General features: G+C 62.6%; 16 protein-coding genes. 10 read left to right on the plus strand and 6 right to left on the minus strand.

Annotation, left to right across the window (positions count from 1 at the left end; genetic code table 11):
• The first annotated feature begins 33 nt into the window (after window positions 1–33).
• Window positions 34–1,677: a chaperonin GroEL gene (gene groL, locus CIT26_RS08650; protein ID WP_095492189.1), complete on the plus strand. Its 1,644-nt coding sequence runs from the start codon at window positions 34–36 to the stop codon at window positions 1,675–1,677.
• A gap of 197 nt (window positions 1,678–1,874) precedes the next feature.
• Here the strand turns inward: groL and CIT26_RS08655 are convergent, their stop codons facing one another.
• Window positions 1,875–2,663, minus strand: coding sequence for an RES family NAD+ phosphorylase (locus tag CIT26_RS08655; protein WP_095492190.1), 789 nt, complete (start codon window positions 2,661–2,663; stop codon window positions 1,875–1,877).
• A complete protein-coding gene (locus CIT26_RS08660; RefSeq protein WP_095492191.1) occupies window positions 2,623–2,997 on the minus strand; it encodes an MbcA/ParS/Xre antitoxin family protein in 375 nt (124 codons plus the stop codon). Before CIT26_RS08660 ends, CIT26_RS08655 begins: the two co-directional genes overlap by 41 nt.
• Before the next feature lie 243 nt (window positions 2,998–3,240).
• Between CIT26_RS08660 and CIT26_RS08665 the strand changes: the two genes are divergently transcribed.
• From CIT26_RS08665 to CIT26_RS08675, 3 genes are all read left to right on the plus strand, one after another.
• Window positions 3,241–3,660 carry a GFA family protein gene (locus CIT26_RS08665; RefSeq protein WP_095492209.1) on the plus strand — a complete coding sequence of 140 codons (420 nt, stop codon included), beginning with the start codon at window positions 3,241–3,243 and terminating at the stop codon, window positions 3,658–3,660.
• A 74-nt stretch (window positions 3,661–3,734) separates the two neighbouring features.
• Complete coding sequence (locus tag CIT26_RS08670; protein ID WP_029352991.1) at window positions 3,735–4,094, plus strand: diacylglycerol kinase; 360 nt, start codon at window positions 3,735–3,737, stop codon at window positions 4,092–4,094.
• A gap of 103 nt (window positions 4,095–4,197) precedes the next feature.
• Window positions 4,198–4,779 (plus strand): hemerythrin domain-containing protein, encoded by a 582-nt coding sequence (locus tag CIT26_RS08675; protein WP_095492192.1) that lies wholly within the window; start codon window positions 4,198–4,200, stop codon window positions 4,777–4,779.
• 262 nt (window positions 4,780–5,041) lie between these two features.
• On the opposite strand, the gene CIT26_RS08680 is transcribed toward CIT26_RS08675, so the two are convergent.
• Both CIT26_RS08680 and CIT26_RS08685 read right to left on the minus strand, forming a co-directional pair.
• Entirely contained in the window at window positions 5,042–5,629 is a 588-nt protein-coding gene (locus CIT26_RS08680; protein WP_095492193.1) for a DedA family protein, read from the minus strand.
• The gene (locus CIT26_RS08685) at window positions 5,626–6,189 is read right to left on the minus strand and encodes a DUF1003 domain-containing protein (protein ID WP_095492194.1); all 564 of its coding nucleotides are present in this window, start codon (window positions 6,187–6,189) and stop codon (window positions 5,626–5,628) included. Before CIT26_RS08685 ends, CIT26_RS08680 begins: the two co-directional genes overlap by 4 nt.
• A gap of 82 nt (window positions 6,190–6,271) precedes the next feature.
• On the opposite strand from CIT26_RS08685, the gene CIT26_RS08690 reads away from it, so the two are divergent.
• From CIT26_RS08690 to gltX, 5 genes are all read left to right on the plus strand, one after another.
• Complete coding sequence (locus CIT26_RS08690; RefSeq protein ID WP_095492195.1) at window positions 6,272–6,985, plus strand: DNA-3-methyladenine glycosylase I; 714 nt, start codon at window positions 6,272–6,274, stop codon at window positions 6,983–6,985.
• A gap of 119 nt (window positions 6,986–7,104) precedes the next feature.
• Window positions 7,105–8,820, plus strand: coding sequence for an NAD+ synthase (locus CIT26_RS08695; RefSeq protein ID WP_095492196.1), 1,716 nt, complete (start codon window positions 7,105–7,107; stop codon window positions 8,818–8,820).
• Between the two features lie 55 nt (window positions 8,821–8,875).
• A complete protein-coding gene (locus tag CIT26_RS08700; protein ID WP_095492197.1) occupies window positions 8,876–9,289 on the plus strand; it encodes a GNAT family N-acetyltransferase in 414 nt (137 codons plus the stop codon).
• Between the two features lie 487 nt (window positions 9,290–9,776).
• Window positions 9,777–11,582, plus strand: coding sequence for an ABC transporter ATP-binding protein (locus CIT26_RS08705; RefSeq protein ID WP_095492198.1), 1,806 nt, complete (start codon window positions 9,777–9,779; stop codon window positions 11,580–11,582).
• 237 nt (window positions 11,583–11,819) lie between these two features.
• Window positions 11,820–13,193 (plus strand): glutamate--tRNA ligase, encoded by a 1,374-nt coding sequence (gltX, locus tag CIT26_RS08710; protein WP_095492199.1) that lies wholly within the window; start codon window positions 11,820–11,822, stop codon window positions 13,191–13,193.
• Here gltX and CIT26_RS08715 read toward each other — a convergent pair.
• On the minus strand, window positions 13,111–14,304 hold the full coding sequence (locus CIT26_RS08715; RefSeq protein WP_095492200.1) for a DUF2865 domain-containing protein: 1,194 nt from the start codon (window positions 14,302–14,304) through the stop codon (window positions 13,111–13,113). The genes gltX and CIT26_RS08715 overlap by 83 nt on opposite strands.
• An 80-nt stretch (window positions 14,305–14,384) precedes the next feature.
• Entirely contained in the window at window positions 14,385–16,709 is a 2,325-nt protein-coding gene (locus tag CIT26_RS08720; protein WP_095492201.1) for an NADP-dependent malic enzyme, read from the minus strand.
• A gap of 566 nt (window positions 16,710–17,275) precedes the next feature.
• Here CIT26_RS08720 and CIT26_RS08725 point away from each other — a divergent pair.
• Window positions 17,276–19,297, plus strand: coding sequence for a hypothetical protein (locus CIT26_RS08725; protein WP_095492202.1), 2,022 nt, complete (start codon window positions 17,276–17,278; stop codon window positions 19,295–19,297).
• The last annotated feature ends 126 nt before the right edge of the window (window positions 19,298–19,423 follow it).

The raw sequence follows: 19,423 nt of genomic DNA on the forward strand, positions 1-19,423 counted from the left end.
TTCCCCGAAGATTAGGTCTTAAGGATCAAGGAAATGGCTGCCAAGGAGATCATGTTTTCGTTCGAGGCTCGCGACAGAATGCTGCGCGGCATTGACACCCTGGCGAATGCGGTGAGCGTCACGCTTGGCCCGCGGGGACGCAACGTCGCGATCGGCAGGGAGCACGGCGCGCCGCGGGTCACGAAGGACGGCGTGACCGTCGCCAGGGAAATCGAACTCGACAACAAGTTCGAGAACATGGGCGCCCAGATGGTGCGCGAGATAGCAACAAAAACCTCCTATCAGGCCGGCGACGGCACGACCACCGCCGTCGTGCTCGCGCATGCGATCGCCCGGGAGGGCGCCAAGGCGGTAGCCGCCGGCATGAATCCCATGGACCTGAAGCGCGGCATCGATCTCGCGGTCGAAGCCGTCGTCGCGGAACTCAAAAACAACGCGACGAAGGTCACCTCGAACGTCGAGATTGCGCAAGTCGGCACCATCTCGGCCAACGGCGACAGGGAGATCGGCCGCTGCCTCGCCGACGCCATGAAGAGGGTCGGCAATGACGGCGTGATCACTGTCGAGGACGGGACGTCGCTCGAAACCGAACTCGAATTCGTCGAGGGCATGCAGTTCGACCGCGGCTATATCTCGCCCCATTTCATTACCAATCGCGCAAAGATGCGGGTCGAGATGCAGGATGCCTATGTCCTCATCAGCGAGAAGAAACTGTCCAGCCTGAACGAAATACTGCCGCTGCTGGAGAAGGTGGTGCAGGCCGCCAAGCCGCTGCTCATCATCGCCGAGGATGTCGAGGGTGAGGTGATTGCGGCGCTGGTGGTCAACAAGTTGCGCGGCGCTCTCAAGGTTGCAGCCGTGAAGGCGCCGACCTACGGAAACCGCCGCAAGGCGATGCTGCAGGATCTCGCGCTGATGACTGGCGGAACGGTGATCTCGGAGGATTTGGGCATCAAGCTCGAGCATGCTTCCCTCGATATGCTCGGGCGCACCAAGAAGGTGATGATCGACAAGGCAAACACCACGATCGTCGGCGGCGCCGGCAAGCGGGCAGGCATCGAGGCCCGCATCGCCGAGATCAAGCTCGAGCTTGCGGAAACCACCTCCGATTACGACCGCGAGAAGCTCCAGGAACGGCTGGCCAGGCTCGCCGGTGGCGTCGCCGTGATCCGGGTCGGCGGTGCCACCGAAGTCGAGGTCAGGGAGAAGAAGGATCGCATCGATGACGCGATGAACGCGACAAGAGCCGCGGTTGCAGAGGGCATTCTCCCGGGCGGCGGGGTCGCCTTGCTGCGCGCCGGCAGGGCGCTCAAGAAGCTCAAGGGCGGCAACGAGGACCAGCAGGTCGGCATCGCGATCGTCAGGAAGGCGATCACCTGGCCGGCTCGGCAGATCGCGATCAATGCCGGCCTGGAAGGCTCGGTCGTCATCGCCGGGATCCTCGAAAACGACGACAACGCCTATGGCTACGATGCCCAATCGGGCGTGTACGGGGATCTGGTGTCAAAGGGCATCATCGACCCGGCCAAGGTGGTGCAAACGGCGCTCCAGGGCGCAGCCTCGGTGGCGGGCCTCCTCATCATGACGGAGGCCATGGTGGCCGAAGTGCCTGGCCCGCCGCCGCCGGAGCTTCCCGGTCACGAGCATCATCATCACGATATGGATTTGGATTTCTGACCGCTTCGCGGTCGTAATCCGGGCTCGCGGCCATCAACAATGATCTCGTCCGCTATCGAGGTGAGACAAGTCGTCGAGGATCACGGTATCCAAGGTCGGCTCATGGCGCATCTTTCCATTTGACCATAGGCGCATCCCACCCCAAGCGGTAGTTTAGCGTCGGTACCAAGCGTCGGATTTTCATCACCAGGATCTGCTCAGCGGCCGCGCTCCCAGCGCAGTTCGTTTAGTCGGGGATCGGCGGCAAAGGCCGTCCTGGAAAACTCGATCCGCTTTTCCGGGAACTCACAGATCCCCTGTACGCCGAAGGCGCCCAGCCGGATGCGCCAGGCGTGGGGTTCCAGCGGTTTCGGCCTGGCAAAGGCGCTACATGCCAGCAGCGCCACATTGGCGCCTTTCGGGTCGCGCACGGAGCGATAGCGGATCGCCTCCATCCCGGCCTCGCGCGCGACATCGGCGATATTTTGGCAGGCCGCATAGTCGGTCGGGTGCGTCCACGCCGCCGCGTCGCGGTCGAGCGGCGGCCGCGTCAGGTCGATCACCTTTGTGCTGCGTATCGCGGCGGCGAAGGCGGTGTATTCAGCGGCGTCGTGCGGCCAGGGCGTATCCGGCGATTCCGCGAAGAACAGCAGGCGGTAAAAAGCCATCTCGGAGACGGCGGTCATCATGGTCTCCGCCGCATAGTAGACGCCCTTGGTCCTGCCGGCGCGGCGGAAGCGCGAACCGTGCGGGTAGACCGAGCCGTAGCGGAAGGGCGTTGCCAAGAGATAGTGCAGATGCCGGCATTCCAAGGGGATTTGCGGCTTGGTTTCCTCGATCAGGTCTTCGAGGAGGGCCTGCTCGTCGAGCGTATCGACGATCTTCAATGTCGAGACGCGGTGCTGCGCCTCAACCATGCGCCAGTATTTGCCGTCGAGCCAATACTTGCTATCGAGTTTGGCGGCTTCAGACGAGAGCGCGTCGGGAGTCCAGATAGGCGATGACATCGACAAGTCCTGCTATCGTCACGATTTTTTCGAGCGGGGTGCCGTCGAAGGCCGTGTTGGCATTCTTCAGCCATGCCCGGGCGACGGTCTCGTCGCCGCCGACAATGGCGTCGAGCGAGCGGAACAGCCGGACGAACAGCACGGCAAGCTCGAATGGCTTGGTCCCACGCTCCAGCAGGAATTCTTGCCTGCGCATGCGCGAAACCGTGGCTTCCGATACCCCGATAATGGAGGCCAGCATCCTGGCGGTAATGTCCAGCAGATCGGCGGCGCGCAACGTGGCCTTGGTCAGGACTGCATTTTCGGCCGTGTTGGCGGCGAGATGGGGCTGCATTGTAAGCGTCTCTCCTTTCTGGTGAAAATATATGCCATGAAAATTCATATGGAAAGATGCTGGCTTTAAACAATTTGGCGGGCCGTCGAGAGGCTGCTCGCGCGGCCCGCCGCTTTGTACTGCGTGACATGCCCGCCGAATGTCGCATTTGCTGGGACATAGCCGCTGCAAAACTGGAATCCTGGCAAGCACGCCGATGCCATGAACGGCGATTTTAGGGTGGCGACTGAGTTGGGAGGCAAGATGGACGACGCTCATACCGGATCATGCCTGTGCGGGGCTGTGCGGTTCAGGACGCGGGGGCCGTTGCGCGGCGTGATCTATTGTCACTGCTCGCAGTGCCGGAAGCAAAGTGGTCACTTCTACGCTGCAACCAATGTTCCCAACGCAGACATCACAATAGTGGGCGCGGAAAGCATCACCTGGTACGAAGCATCTTCGTTTGCCAGGCGCGGTTTCTGTAAGACATGCGGCTCGCTGCTGTTCTGGAAGCCGCAGGATGATGAATATGTCTCGGTTTTGGCCGGACTGTTCGACAAGCCCACCGGACTTCAGGGCCAATGCCACATCTTCGTCGGCGACAAGGGCGACTACTACACGATCGACGATGGGCTGCCGCAGTTCGAGAAGTCGACGCCGTCGATCAAGGTCGCCGACGAATGATTTTGCAGAGGTCGCCTTATTCCCTTGATCCGGCCATTGCGCTATCCCCTGCCGGTGGTTCGGAAAGGTTTGGCATGCAGCGGCTGATCGATGCTTTCTTCAATTCAGTGCGGGCATTTCGCAAATTGGCTTCCAGCGAGAAAGCCTTCCAGCAGGAGTTGATGCTGCTCGTGCTTGCCTTGCCGCTCGGCTGGTTTGTTTCGGTGTCGTGGCGCGGCTATGCCCTGCTGATCGGCGCGGTTCTGCTGCTGATCATGGTCGAAGTGCTGAACACCGGCATCGAGGCCGCATGCGATGCGTTCAGCCGGGAGTTCAACGTCGATATCCAGCTCGCCAAGGACTGCGGTTCGCTGGCGGTGCTGATTTCGGTGGTGATCGTTGCCGGCGTCTGGGGCATCGCCATCATCGAGCGAATCTTGGGGCTACCGATCTAGCCATCAAATCCCTACATGCCCGGTTACCACAACCTGATCCCGACCATGATCTGTTCCGATAACCGGTATCCACTTTCCGGGATCATGGTCTGAGGAGACCGACATGACCGCCGATTCCCTGCTGCTCGAACGCGCAGGCCTGCCGGACGATTTACGCTGGCTGGCCGAAAAATACCCGCGCGAGGTCTGGCAGGGCCACACCAACATCCATGGCATCGCCAACATGTGGCTGCAGCGGCACGACATGTTCCGCGAACTCGGCGGCGTGCTGACCAACGGCATCGGCGACTATCGCGAGGGCAGGCTGACGGCGCCGGAGTTCGCGCGCTGGTTCGCACCGCGCCTCAACCATTTTCTCGGTCATCTCGACGGCCACCACAATGTCGAGGACAATCATTATTTTCCGGTCTTCGCCAAGGCCGAGACCCGGCTGAAGCGCGGCTTCGAGATTCTCGATGCCGATCATCACACGATCCATGAGGGGCTGGAGCGCAATGCCGAGACGGCGAATGCCTTCATCCGGACGCTTCAGGAGAGCGAGGACAAGCAGCGCTTTGCCGCCGATGCCTATGCCGACGAGAACAGCCGGCTGATCGCCATGCTGGCCCGGCACCTTGCCGATGAGGAAGACCTCATCATCCCGCTGATCCTTGATCGCGGCGATCGGGCGCTCGGCATCGATTAGGATGTGTTGATATTCAGGTGATGCCGGCCTGCAAATGGCGGCTTCCTGTGCTTCCGGCCTTCGCCGGCCGAAGCACTCATGAGCGGTCGCGGCAGTTAAGGCTACGGCCGGCGTAGGCCGGTGCTCACGTACCCAAAAGTACGCTGCGCTCCGGTTCTCGGAACCCACCTGTTTGGTCGCTTCGCGCCCGTCTTCGACTCCGACTCGGCCTGACGTGAATCTCAACACATCCCGGAGCAAGGTGAGGTCAGGTTTGGTCGACCTACGTTTCCTTGCTACGCTCCTTTTTGGCAATGGTGTGAGCGATGAACCAGGCGAGGACCGCCGCTGCCAACCCAATCGCCAGGGCGATCAGCAATCGCTCGTGACGGACCAACGCCTGGCCGACGATGCGCTCCGCGCCCAGCCCGAACACATAGCCGATGGTGGTGAACAATCCGGCCCAGACCATGGATGAAATGACGTTGAGAATGACAAAGCGCGTCACGGCAATGCCTGACAGTCCGGCCGCGATGCCGCCGACAAGGCGCAGGCCATAAATGAAGCGGTTTGACAGCACGAAAATGTCGGGATGGGTGGAGACAAGACGATAGGCGTGGCTGAAACCCGGCCGGCCCTTCAGTTTGACCACGAACGGATGGTCTTCGAAGCTTCGTCCGAGGATAAAGAAAAAGGTATCGCCGACAAAGGCGCCGATGGCCGCTGCGAGAAAGGCCTGCCACAGGATGAAGACATGCTGATGCGCGAAAAACCCGCCGAGGAGGGCCGCACTTTCGCCCTCGGCGACACAGCCCAGAAAGACGGCAATCAGCCCATATTGTTCGATGAGATGGTGGATGGCATCCGTCATGAAGGCGTCCGCTGCTTTGACAGAATCTCGTCGATCCGCTTCACCTGTTCGGCCAGCTGCGCAATCTCGCCGCGCATGCCAACGATCTGGCTGTGGCGCAATTCGTCCAGCTTCTCATGTAGTGCCATGATCTCGATCTCGGCCTTGAGATTGACCTCGTAGTCGTGGGCGGCGTCGATGCGGTCGCGCTCGGCTTGGCGGTTCTGCGCCATCATGATCACCGGCGCCTGCAGAGCAGCGATCATGGACAGGATGAGGTTGAGGAAGATGAAGGGATAGGGATCGAAGGCGTCGCGCGAAAGAAGCCAGACATTGCCTGACGTCCACAGGATCAGGAAGGCGATGAAGGCCAGGATGAAGGACCAGGAACCGCCGATCCGGGCGATGGTGTCGGCGAGGCGGTCGCCAAACGTCTGATGAAAAGCGACGGCCTTGTTGGTGTCCTTCGAGATCGTGGTGCGTTCGAGCGTGCTTTGCAGCACCTGGCTCTCAACCTGCCCTAGCCCATCTGGCCTTCGCTTCAGCCAGCGCTTTGCCAACTCTTCGATAGTCTTGTTCATGCCGCCTCCGTCGTCAGTGATAGACCTAAAGGCTGCCGGTTCGCACGGGAAGTGGTAGATTGACGCGACAGGTGAGGAAACAATGATGGATTTTCAGAAAATCCGCGCCCGCGCGGCCAAACGCAAGGGCGGGGAAGCGGTGCTGGCGTCGCTGCTGGGGCCCATGCCCGACAATGCCGCGGTGGCTGACATTACCGACGACCGCATCCTCTCGACCATGGCCGAGCGTGTTTTCGCCGCTGGTTTCGTCTGGCGGGTCATCGAGCAGAAATGGCCTGGTTTCGAAGAAGCGTTCCTCGGCTTCGAGCCGAAGCGGCTGCTGTTCCAGCCAGACGATTTTTGGCACGAGCTGACGGCCGACAAGCGCATCGTGCGCAATCCGCAGAAGATCAAATCCGTCCGCGACAACGCCGTGTTTGTCGAGAGGGTGTCGAAGGAGCATGGCGGCTTCGGCAAGTTCCTCGCCGATTGGCCTGAAGACGACCAGGTCGGACTGATGGCCTATCTCGGCAAGCATGGCAGCCGGCTCGGTGGCAACACCGGCCAGTATTTCCTGCGGTGGCTGGAGTGGGACGCCTTCATCGTCTCGGCCGACATGGCGGCGGCGCTGCGCGACGCCGGCCTCGACATCGCCGAAAGCCCGACCTCAAAGAGGGATCTCGACAAGATCCAGAACCAGATCAATGCCTGGGCGGCACAAACCGGCCTGCCGCGCCGGCATATTTCGCGCATTTTGGCGATGTCGATCGGCGAGAACCACTCGCCGGAAGCATTGCGCGAATATATGGGCGAATAAGGCACAATCGACATGTCGATCGGTCCGATCGGTCTGACACGAATGACATGTCATTCGGTCTGGGGTGGTCCAAATGAACGCCATTGCCCGGCGGATTCCGGCGCGCTAAGTCAGCAGGCATGACCGACAACACCGCTTCCGACATATTGCGCATCGCCGTCGCCCAGCTCAATCCGACGGTTGGCGACGTCGCCGGCAATCTTGCCAAGGCCCGCGAGGCGAGGGCGGATGCCGCCCGCCAGGGCGCCGACCTCGTGCTGTTCACGGAGCTTTTCCTTGCTGGTTATCCGCCCGAAGACCTGGTGCTGAAGCCGGCGTTTCTGAAGGCCTGCGAGCAGGCGGCGCAGGATTTCGCCGGGGATACCGCCGATGGCGGGCCTGGCGTCATCATCGGCACGCCGCTGAAGCGCAAGAGCGGAACGCACAATTCGATCATCTTTGCCGATGGCGGCAAGATCGTTGCCGAGCGCTACAAGCTCGATTTGCCGAACTATGGCGAATTCGACGAGAAGCGCGTCTTCCAGGCCGGCCCTGAAATGCAGGGACCGGTCAATTTCCGCGGCGTGCGCCTGGGGATTCCGATCTGCGAAGACATTTGGGGCGATGTCGGCATATGCGAGACGCTGGCCGAAAGCGGCGCCGAAATCCTGCTGGTGCCGAACGGCTCGCCCTATTATCGCGGCAAGGTCGACGTTCGCCACCAGATCGTCATTCGCCAGGTCATCGAATGCGGATTGCCGATCATCTATGCCAACCAGCTTGGCGGCCAGGACGAGCTGATCTTCGACGGCGCGTCGTTTGCCATAGGTTCTGACAAGACGCTGGCCTTCCAGATGAGCCAGTTCGAGGAGACGGTCAACGTCACCACCTGGAAGCGAAACCGCGCCGCCGCAGGCGCGCAAAATGGAAATAATTCCGACGGCTGGGTCTGCTCCGAAGGGCCGATGTCGACAATACCGGAAAAGGAGGAGGCCGATTACCGCGCCTGCATGCTGGGCCTGCGCGACTACGTCAACAAGAACGGCTTCAAGAACGTTGTGCTCGGCCTTTCCGGCGGCATCGATTCGGCGATCTGTGCAGCACTTGCCGTCGATGCGCTCGGCGAGGAACGGCTGCGCGCCGTGATGATGCCTTATCGCTACACCTCGAAGGACTCGCTCAAAGACGCCGAGGATTGCGCCCGTGCGCTCGGCTGCCGTTACGACATCGTGCCGATCTTCGAGCCGGTCGAGGGATTCCTGCATACCCTGACGCAGCTTTTCGAGGGCACCAAGGAAGGCATCACCGAAGAAAATCTGCAGAGCCGCGCGCGCGGCACCATTTTGATGGCGATCTCCAACAAGTTCGGCTCGATGGTGGTCACCACCGGCAACAAGAGCGAGATGTCGGTTGGCTACGCCACGCTCTACGGCGACATGAATGGCGGCTTCAACCCGATCAAGGACCTCTATAAGATGCAGGTCTATGCGCTGTCGCGCTGGCGCAATACGCACGTGCCGCCGGGCGCACTGGGCCCCTCCGGCGAAGTGATCCCGAACAACATCATCGACAAGGCGCCGTCGGCGGAACTGCGCGAGAACCAGACGGATCAGGATTCGCTGCCGCCCTATCCGGTGCTGGACGACATTTTGGAGTGTCTGGTCGAGAACGAGATGGGTGTCGACGACATCGTTGCCCGCGGCCATGATCGGGCGACGGTGACGCGCGTCGAGCACCTGCTCTACATCGCCGAATACAAGCGCCGGCAGGCAGCGCCCGGCGTGAAGATCACCAAAAAGAATTTCGGCCGCGACCGCCGTTATCCCATCACCAACCGGTTCAGGGATGGCGGATAGGCGCCGTTTCTCGCTCCTGTGAAATGGCTGCGGCCGGACGATCAGTGGGATAGCCATGCCTGACTGTGAAATCAGCTTCGACGTGTCACGGATCGACTTCCGGGCGACCTCCGACCTGTTGATGGCAAGCTACTGGGGCAGCGGGCGCAGCGACGAACTCCACCGCCGCGCCTTTGCCAACTCGCTTTGCGTCGGCGCCTATCTCGACGGCAAGCAGATCGGCTTCGGCCGGGCGATCACCGACCGCACGGTGTTTGCCTATCTGGCCGACGTCATCATCTGGCCTGGGCACCGCGGGCGAGGCATCGGCACGCGGCTTGTCCAGGCGCTTATCGATCATCCGGATTGCAAGACAGTCACCCACTGGAGCCTGTCGACCAACGATGCCCACGCGGTTTACGAGAAACTCGGCTTCAGGCCGTCTAGCGATGGTCGCTACATGCGGCTCGACCGGGTTCCGGCAGCCTGAACGAGGAATCGTACAACCCCCGATTGTTGCAAAAACGTCTCACTGGTTGGACCAGATGCGCTTTCGGTAGCCTGCTGGCTTGGCGAGGCGTTGAGGCGCCTCTATAAGAGCATCTCCGTGATCCCTACGCATCGGCCCGAAAATCGGCAACGATTTTCGGAAAGCACGATGCGCAGATTCAAGGTGTTAGAGCGTACTTGTGCGTCCAAATGGACGCACATCGCTCTAATGGGAGGACCGAATGGCAGGATTTGACATCGTTATGCGAGGCCGCGAAGCCTAGGTCTCAGAGGGCGCGCCGGAAGGTTTCACCTTCACGGCCAAGCCCATCTGACAACAGGCGTTCGTCGATGCCGGTCGCTGCCCGTATTCGGGCGAGCCGCCAAATATGCCGAACCTCCGCATTCCCGGGCGCTAATTCGCCCAACGCGGTTTTTTCAATTTTCGACCTTACCGGGACCGGGCTCGCTTGCGCCCGAATGACATCATGGCTCGTTTTCAGATAGATTTGCGCGCCGGCGCCTTTCGCAGCGTCCTTGGCTTCACGCTCAGCCATTGGCGGCGCCAGCCGTGGCGGCTTTCGCTCATCATGGGCACGTTCCTGCTGTCGACCTTGGCCGACGTGCTGACGCCTCTCTATTCCGGCCGGCTGGTCGACGCCGTTGCCAGCAGTGCTGCAGCCGACGATGTCGCATGGAATGCGGCGATGGCGGCGTTTTCGATGCTGGTGGCGCTGGCGCTCACCGGCGTCGTGCTGCGCAACCTCGCCTTCATGGCTATCGTCGAACTGACCCTGAAGATGATGGCGGATATTGCCGCCGACGCGTTCCATCGCGTCCAGCGCTTCTCCACCGACTGGCACGCCAACAGCTTCGCCGGATCGACCGTGCGCAAGATAACCCGCGGCATGTGGGCGCTCGACCTGCTCAACGACACGATCCTGATAGCGCTGCTGCCGTCCGTCGTCATGCTCGTCGGTTCGACGCTGCTGCTCGGCTGGTTCTGGCCGCTGATGGGTGCTGTCGTCGCCGCAGGTTCGGTGCTGTTCATCGCGGTGACGGCGCTGCTGTCGCTTGGCTATGTCGCGCCTGCCGCAAGGCTTGCCAACGCATGGGACACGCGCCTGGGCGGCTCGCTGGCCGATGCGGTGAGCTGCAACGCCGTGGTCAAGGGTTTTGGCGCCGAGGAACGCGAGGAAACGCGCCTTGCCAAGGTCGTCGCCAGATGGCGCGCCCGCACGCGCCGCACCTGGGTGCGCGGCACCATCAACGGCACCACGCAAGGGTCGATGCTGCTGCTTCTGAGAACAGCGGTGATCGGATTTTCCCTGCTTTTGTGGTCCTGGGGGCAGGCGAGCGCCGGCGATGTCACCTTCGTGCTGACCTCGTTCTTCGTGCTGCAGGGCTATTTGCGCGACATCGGCACGCATATCCGCAATTTGCAGCGCTCGATCAACGACATGGAGGAATTAGTCGACTTGCAGTCCGAGCCGCTCGGCATCGAGGATGTGCCCGGCGCCAGGCCGATCCGCATCACCAACGGCCGCATCAGCTTCGACGACGTCACCTTCCATTATGGCAGCCACCGCCTGCCGCTCTATCGCGACTTTTCGGTGGACATCGCTCCAGGCGAACGCGTCGGGCTGGTCGGCCATTCGGGCTCGGGCAAGACGACCTTCGTCAAGCTGATCCAACGCCTTTACGACGTGAACGCGGGAACGATCCTGGTCGACGGTCAGGATATTTCCGGGGTGGCGCAGGCGTCGCTGCGCGGGCAGATCGCCATCGTCCAGCAGGAGCCGATCCTGTTCCACCGGTCGCTGGCCGAAAACATCGCCTACGCCCGGCCGAGCGCCACGCAGGCCGAAATCGAGCACGCGGCACGGCTGGCAAGCGCGCACGACTTCATCGTCGATCTGCCGAAAGGCTATGGCACGCTGGTCGGCGAGCGCGGCGTGAAATTATCAGGCGGCGAGCGCCAGCGGGCGGCGATCGCGCGGGCCTTCCTCGCCGATGCGCGGATCCTCATTCTGGACGAGGCGACGTCGAGCCTCGATTCAGAATCGGAGGTGCTGATCCAGCAGGCGATGGAGCGGTTGATGGTCGGCCGCACGACGCTGGTCATCGCGCACCGGCTTTCGACGGTACGGGCGCTGGACAGGCTTCTGGTGTTCGATCGCGGCCGCATCGTCGAGGAGGGTTCGCATGACCAACTGATCCGGCTGCAAGGCGGTATCTACCGCCGGCTGTTCGAGCGCCAGGCGCTCGAATTGACCAAGGGGCTGGCGATCTGACGACTTACAGCGCCGCGCGTCAATTAGAGCGACGTGTGGCCACTTGGACGCACAACGTACGCTCTAACACTTTGAATCTGCGCATCGTGCTTTCTGAAAATCGGTTCCGATTTTCGGGCCGATGCGCTAGGACGCGCGGCGCTGCCGCCTTTTCATCGCCTTCGTCATGTTCTATGTCTGCGGCCAAGCGCGGGGGCGTGTCTTGTCAACAGCAAAACCATCCGGTACGCCCCGTTCATGACAGTTACCGTCCGTTTCGCCCCTTCACCCACCGGCCGCATTCATATCGGCAATGCGCGCACTGCGCTGTTCAACTGGCTGTTCGCCATGAACAACAAGGGCCGCTTCATCCAGCGTTTCGACGACACCGACGTCGCGCGCTCGACGCAGGAATTCTCCGACGCCATCCTCTACGACCTGCATTGGCTGGGCATCTTTCCCGACGCCACGGAGTACCAGTCACGGCGCTTCGAGATCTACGATGCGGCGATGGAGAAATTGAAGGCGGCGCGCCTTCTCTATGCTTGTTACGAAACACCCGAAGAGCTCGATCTCCGGCGCAAGGTGCGCCGCACGCGCGGCCTGCCGCCGGTCTACGGCCGCGAAGCGTTAACGCTGACGCCTGAGCAGGTCGCCGAATACCAGTCCGATGGCCGCCGGCCGCACTGGCGCTTTCTGCTGCCCAATTTCACCAGCGACCCGTTGCAGCCGGAGCGCACGGAAATCCACTGGAACGATCTGGTGCGCGGCGAGGAAACCGTCGACCTTGCCTCGCTTTCCGACCCGGTTCTAATACGCGAGGACGGGACCTATCTCTACACTCTGCCTTCGGTGATCGACGACATCGAGATGGGCGTCAGCCACGTCATCCGTGGCGACGACCACGTCACCAATACCGGTGTGCAGATCGCCCTGTTCCAGGCATTGGGTGCCGAGCCGCCGGTGTTCGGCCACCACAATCTGTTGACCACCGCATCGGGCGAGGGCCTTTCGAAGCGGAGCGGCGCGCTCTCCATCGAGAGCTTGCGCGAGACCGGCATCGAACCGATGGCCGTCGCCTCGCTGGCCGTGCTTGTCGGCACCTCGGAAAACGTCGTGGCGGTGCCCGACATGGCCGAGCTTGCCCGGCGCTTCGATCCGGCCGCGACGTCGAAATCCGCCGCCAAGTTCGACCCGGACGAGCTCTTCGTGCTCAACCGCACGCTGCTGCACCATATGCCGTTTTCCGAGGCGCGCGACCGGCTGATCGTGCTCGGCATCTCCGGCGAACAGGCCGAGCCCTTCTGGCTGGCGGTGCGCGGCAATCTCGACAGGCTGGCCGACGCCGCAATCTGGTGGCGCACACTTCGCGACGGCCCGCAGGAGCAGCCGGACTTTTCCGACGTCGACCGCGATTTCCTTCGCCAGGCGTTCGACCTTTTGCCGGAAGACCCCTGGAACGGGTCGGTGTGGAAGGAGTGGACGGGCAGGATCAGGGAAGCGACCGGTCGCAAGGGCAAGGCGCTGTTCATGCCGCTCAGGCTGGCGCTTACGGGGCAGCCTTCGGGGCCGGAGCTTGCAGATCTGTTGCCGCTGCTGGGTCGGGAAGGAACGTTGGCCCGACGACCCTGACCTTGCGCTGTTCCGGAGGCGGCAAGGTCGTCGGCGAGGGCTTGACGGCGAGGCGCTTGATGGCTTCGCGGTCGAGCCCGCCTTCGACATTAGCCAAAGTCCCGGGGTCGGCGCCTGGATCGGGTTTGGCGACAGGCACCGGATTGAGAGGCGTGCTCTCTACGTCGGCCTCGGTCTGTTCGGGGCTTGGCGGATTGCCGGCAATGATCTCGAAATTCTGTGCAGCGTTGCAACCGCAGGCCAGCGGGCGAGACGTTTCGGGCTGCTTGTAGAGATAGGCGGTCGGCAGTTCGCTGTAGGGCATGCCGGTTACCGAAGACGTCATGTCAGCCGAATCGTCGCCTATGCCGCGCGTATAAAACACCTGCATCTCGGTGCCGGGGCAACTCGAATCACAGTTCTTCTGATCGCGCTCGAAATCGCCCAGCGAGGCGGCATTCGACATCGGGAAGAAATAGCCGTCGCAGGTGCGCACGCACATCGTGCGGAATTCGCCGCCAAGGCGCGGTAGGTCCATGCCGTCGGGCTGATTGATCATGGCGCGGATACCGCGTTCTTCGTCGGGGTCGCTCGGCTCGTCCAGCGCATCGGGCTGATTTCTGGCGTCGCCCAAAAGCCGATCGAGCAGATTTCCATTGCCGTTCTCACGGTTCGCTTCCAGGACAGGCGCACGTTTCGAAGGCACGATGCTGTCGCGACAGCCATTGGCGTCGAGCGAAGCCAATATGCGCGCGCGATCGCGGCGCGAGCCGCCGTCGGCGAGCTGCGCGCGCTTGATCTGCAGGGCATCGAGATTGGCGATCATGCGGTCGAGCGTGGCCTCGAGTGCGGCGCAAGCGTTGCGATTGCGGCCGAGCAGCAAAAAGCCGCAGCCGGCGCTGTCGGACTGGCGGCTTGCCTTTGAAATCTGCTCGCGCTGCCGCACGATCGCGTCGTCGTATTTCCGGAGCAGGGCCGGCTTGCCGCCGCCACCGCGCCAAGCGGCGGCGAGATCGGCTTCCAGCTGGCGGCAAACACCGGAGGCGGCCTGCGGCTGAGTGACGGCAAAGCCTGATAACGCCAGGGCACCGAGCAGCGCCGCGGCACGCGTCAGCTTCCACCCTCCCGTCATTCGCCGTGAACTCCGTTTAACCGCCCGTCGCGAAAGCTACCGCTTTGCGGTTATTTGTTAGCTTACCGCGAAAGGCCGTTTTAGCCCAGATTTACGACCGCCTGCGCCTTATGGGCCGCTTCGACCACCGCGAGCGCCGTCATGTTGACGACGCCGCGCGACGTCACCGACGGGGTCAATATATGCGCCGGCCTGTCGGTGCCGAGCAGGATCGGCCCGACATGCAGCGCGTCCATCATCGCGCGCAGCGCGGTGAGCGTGATGTTCGCCGAATCGAGATTGGGGAACACCAGCAGATTGGCTTCGCCCTTCAGCCGCGAATGAGGATAGACGCGCTGGCGCAGTTGCTCCGACAGAGCCGAGTCGGCATGCATCTCGCCGTCGCATTGCAGGTCTGGCGCAATGCGCGCCAGGATCGCTGCCGCCTGCCGCATCTTGAGCGCGCTTGGCGAATCGCGTGAGCCGAAATCCGAATGCGACAGCAGGGCGGCCTTGGGCTCGATGCCGAAGCGCTGGATCTCTTCGGCAGCCAGCACCGTCATCTCGGCGATCTCCTCGGCTGTCGGATCGACGGTGACATGCGTGTCGGTGAGGAAAATGATGCCGCGCTGCGAGATCAGCATGGAGAGCGTCGACAGGTCGTGATCCTTGATACCGGCGCGCGGGCCGATGATCAGGGTGACATTGCGCAAATGCCGCTCGAAACGCCCTTCCAGTCCGCAGACCATGGCGTCGGCGTCGCCACGCTTAAGGGCAAGTGCTGCGATCACGGTGTTGTCGGTGCGCACCATGGTGCGCGCGGCCTCCGTCGTGACGCCACGCCGGCCGGCGAGTTCGATCAAAAGGTCGACATAGTGGCGATAACGGGGGTCGTCCTCGGGATTGATCAGGCCGAAATCGACGCCCGGCTTGATGCGCAGTCCGTAGCGTTTCAGCCTGACTTCGATGACATGCGGGCGCCCGATCAGGATCGGCTCGGCGATGCCTTCCTCCAGCACCACCTGGGCGGCACGCAGCACGCGCTCGTCCTCGCCGTCGGCATAGATGACGCGCTTGGCGCTCGACGTCTTGGCCATCGTGAACACCGGCTTCATGACCAGGCCGGAGCGGAAGACGAAGCGGTTCAGCGTGTCGATATAGACCGTCATGTCGGTGATCGGCCGTGTCGCGACACCGGTGTCGCAGGCGGCCTTGGCCACCGCCGGAGCGATGCGCAGGATCAGCCTGGGATCAAAGGGCGAGGGGATCAGGAAATCGGGCCCGAAGATCGGCGTTTCGCCGGAATAGGCGCGGGCGGCGACATCCGACGGTTCCTCACGGGCAAGGGCCGCGATCGCCCGCACCGCGGCCATCTTCATCTCTTCGTTGATGGCGCTGGCGCCGCAGTCCAATGCGCCACGAAAAATGTAAGGAAAACAAAGTACATTGTTGACTTGATTGGGAAAATCGGAGCGGCCGGTGCAGATCATCGCATCGGGTCGCGCCGCCCGTGCCGCTTCCGGCATGATCTCGGGGTTGGGGTTGGCCAGCGCCAGGATCAGCGGTTTTGGCGCCATATGCTGGAGCAATTCCGGTTTCAGCACGCCGGCGGCCGAAAGACCCAGGAACACGTCGGCGCCCGGCAGCACATCGGCCAGCGTGCGCGCCTCGGTGTCCTTCACATAGGGGTCCTTCCAGCGGTCCATCTCGTCGACGCGGCCCTTGTAGGCGACGCCGAAACGATCTGTGACCCAGATGTTTTCGACGCGCGCGCCAAGCAAAACCAGCAAGTTGAGGCAGGCAAGGGCCGCAGCTCCGGCGCCGGAGGTGACGATCTTGATGTCGGAGATGGTCTTGCCGGCAAATTCCAGCCCGTTGAGCACGGCGGCGGCGACGATGATCGCGGTGCCGTGCTGGTCGTCATGGAAGACCGGTATGGCCATGCGGGCCTTCAGCCGTTCCTCGACCTCGAAGCATTCGGGCGCTTTGATGTCCTCGAGGTTAATGCCGCCGAAGGTCGGCTCCAGTGCCGAGATCGTCTCGACCATACGCTCGATGTCAGGCGCGTCGATCTCAATGTCGAACACGTCGATGCCGGCGAATTTCTTGAACAGCACCGCCTTGCCTTCCATCACCGGCTTGGACGCCAGCGGTCCGATATTGCCGAGGCCGAGCACCGCCGAACCATTGGAGACGACGCCGACCAGATTGGCGCGCGCCGTGTAGTCGGCGGCGGTTGCCGGATTGTCGCGGATTTCCAGACAGGGCGCCGCGACGCCGGGCGAATAGGCGAGCGCCAGGTCGCGCTGGTTGCCGAGCGGTTTTGTCGCCTGGATTTCAAGCTTTCCAGGCCTTGGGTGCTTGTGGAAGTAGAGTGCGGCTTCGTCGAGGTCCGACCGGGCTGCTTTTTTGCTTTCGCCTTCCATACGGGGCCTCTTCCTCAATTCAGTCCGTTTGGTGTTTTGAGTCTCTTAGCACGCAGCCGTGGCTTTTCGAGAGGTGATATGTCGCAAGTGCGACGCTTGTGGCTTTGCACCGCCGCCTGCCTGTGCCGTCTGCCATTGAAAATGTTGGGACGACGAGCGGGGTGCTGCGGCGAGCTACGCCGCTGCCCAGTTCGAATGTCTGCTAAGGGTGCAATGCTGCCGTTCGACCCGTCAGTTGGAACGAGCAAGGACGACCCGCCGAAAAATCTGCTGCTCGACGATGCCGCGACGTAGCAGCCGAACGCTGCCCCGATCGCGTTCCCGAACCCAGGCAGGTTGCCGAGGACCATGCCATCTGGCGGAGAGAACGAGACGGGCCAATAAAGGCCTAAATTAGAGGGTACTGTTATTTGAGCGCCCACGCGGCGAACCTCGATCCGACGACTCCTCCGGAAATGTCCGTGAGAGCGTTATCGGAGAAGCGGCGCGTGCCGCAGCGGGTTTCGGATCGGCCGGAACGGGCTACCGAGACCACGCTCAGGCGCTGAAACAAGAGAGGTATCCCCATGGCCATCTTGCCCGACTTCTCCGCCGCCATGTTCGGCAATTCCACGAATATCGACAACACGTTCTTCCCGCTGCCCGGCGGCACCATCAATAGCTACGGCGCCGCGCTTATCGATCCCGAGACCGGCGAGGAGGAGACGGAGCGCAATGATCACTTCGCCACGTTCGAGACGAAGATGATCGAGGGGGTCGAGACCGTCGTCGTCCGCGATACGGCCTATGCTGACGGCGTTCTCGTCGAGGACACGCTCGACTGGTACGCGCAGGCCGATGACGGCAACGTCTGGTATCTGGGCGAGATCGCGACGAACTACAACTACAACGACGAGGGCGAGTTCATCGGGACCGACTTCGGCGGATCGTGGGAGGCTGGCGTCGACGGCGCCGCGCCGGGATGGATCATGCGCGCCGCGCCGATGCCGGGCGACAGCTATTTTCAGGAGTTCTACGCCGGAGTGGCGGAGGATGAAGGCGAGGTGATCGCGACCGGCCTCGACGTCGAGACCGCCTTCGGCTCCTTTCACGGTGTCGTTAAGATCCTCGACACGTCGGGCCTGGAGCCCGGCGTGGGCGCCTACAAATACTTCGCGCCCGGCATCGGCCTAGTGTTGGAGGAGGAGGTGGTGCTCTCGGAGGATGAGCCCGAGCTCGTCATCGAGATCACGAACAGGCGCGAGGTCGACGTCTCCGTCCCCGTCGATCCGACGGAGCTCGCCTTCGTGGGAGACGGCACTGCCAAGACCATCACCTTCCTCAGCGAGGACGCGAGCACCAACGGCGCGATCGGCGCCTATACCTTCGACACGGCGACGGGCGAAATCGGCGAGGCGCGTATCCTCTTTGCCGACACCGAGGATGTAAAGGCCGGCGCAAACGCGACGATGACGGTCGCAGCCGGCCAGTCGCTCGGCCTGTTCCTCATCCCGGATGTCGAGGATCTCGGCCTCGAGCTCGAGGACTACGCAGACGGCGGCCTCTTCTTCCGCGACTTCACCTCAGGTGATGTCGCCGACATTTACGACGGCGACGACGCGACGACCTACACGCCTGGCCCGGCCACCATCTACGACCGGGTGGCGCCGGTCGTCACCGATGCCGACGGCAACCTGCTACCGATCCGGGCGTTCCACTCGGTCGGCAACCGCGACGGCTTCAATTTCCTGAACCCTGTAGCTGGCGAGAACGCCCTTGCAAGCGATATCGACGACGGCCTCGCCGGGGTCGAGGTGGTGAGTTTCGAGGATGGCCTGGCCAGCACCGAGGACTTCGACGGCGACTTCGACGATGCTTTCGTTGCCGTCAGCGATGCGCCGCTCAGCGACCAGACGGTCAAGGCCTTGGTCGAGGCGACTGGCATCAGCCGCCTGGTCGGCACTGACGGCCAGGATCGGCTCGTCGGAACGGACGAGGACGACCAGCTCATCGCACTTGACGGCAACGACGTGATCCTGGGTCGCGGCGGCGATGACCAGATCGAGGCCGGCGACGGCAACGATCGCGCCTATGGCGGCGCCGGCGATGACGAGATCGATGGCGAAGAGGGGCACGACCGGCTGTTCGGCGGCAAGGGCGACGACGAGATCGATGGCGAAGAGGGCCGCGACAGAATCCAGGGCGATGCGGGCGATGACGAACTCGCGGGTGGCGAGGGCAACGACCGGCTCTGCGGCGGCGATGGCTTTGACGAGCTCAAGGGCGGTGAAGGCGACGACCGGCTCCGGGCCGGCGGCGACGGCGCGCGGATGTCCGGCGGCGCGGACGACGATACCCTCTTTGGCGAGGCCGGCGCCGAGGACGTCTTTGTCTTCGACCTGATCCCTTTCGGCAGTGACCTGATCCGGGGCTTCGAGAACGGCGCCGATCGTATCGAGATCGCAACCTATACGGGCGTCGAGAGCTTCGAGGACGTCGCCGTCACGCAGGACGGACGGTCGACCGTGCTGAGCTTCGCGGAGGGAACCGTAGAGATCGCCAATTTCGATTCCGCGCGGATCGATGCCTCCGATTTCTTCTTCGTCTGACGCGCGGTTGGGGCGCGGTCTCCCTGGCCGCGCCCTGTCGCTTTCTAGTCGGCCGTGAACAATGGGAGGGATCAGGCTTTGAGTTCTTTCGGCTGACTTTGAGAGGCGGCGAGGAGAAGCCACAAA

This window comes from Mesorhizobium temperatum (assembly GCF_002284575.1).
Lineage (GTDB): Bacteria > Pseudomonadota > Alphaproteobacteria > Rhizobiales > Rhizobiaceae > Mesorhizobium > Mesorhizobium temperatum.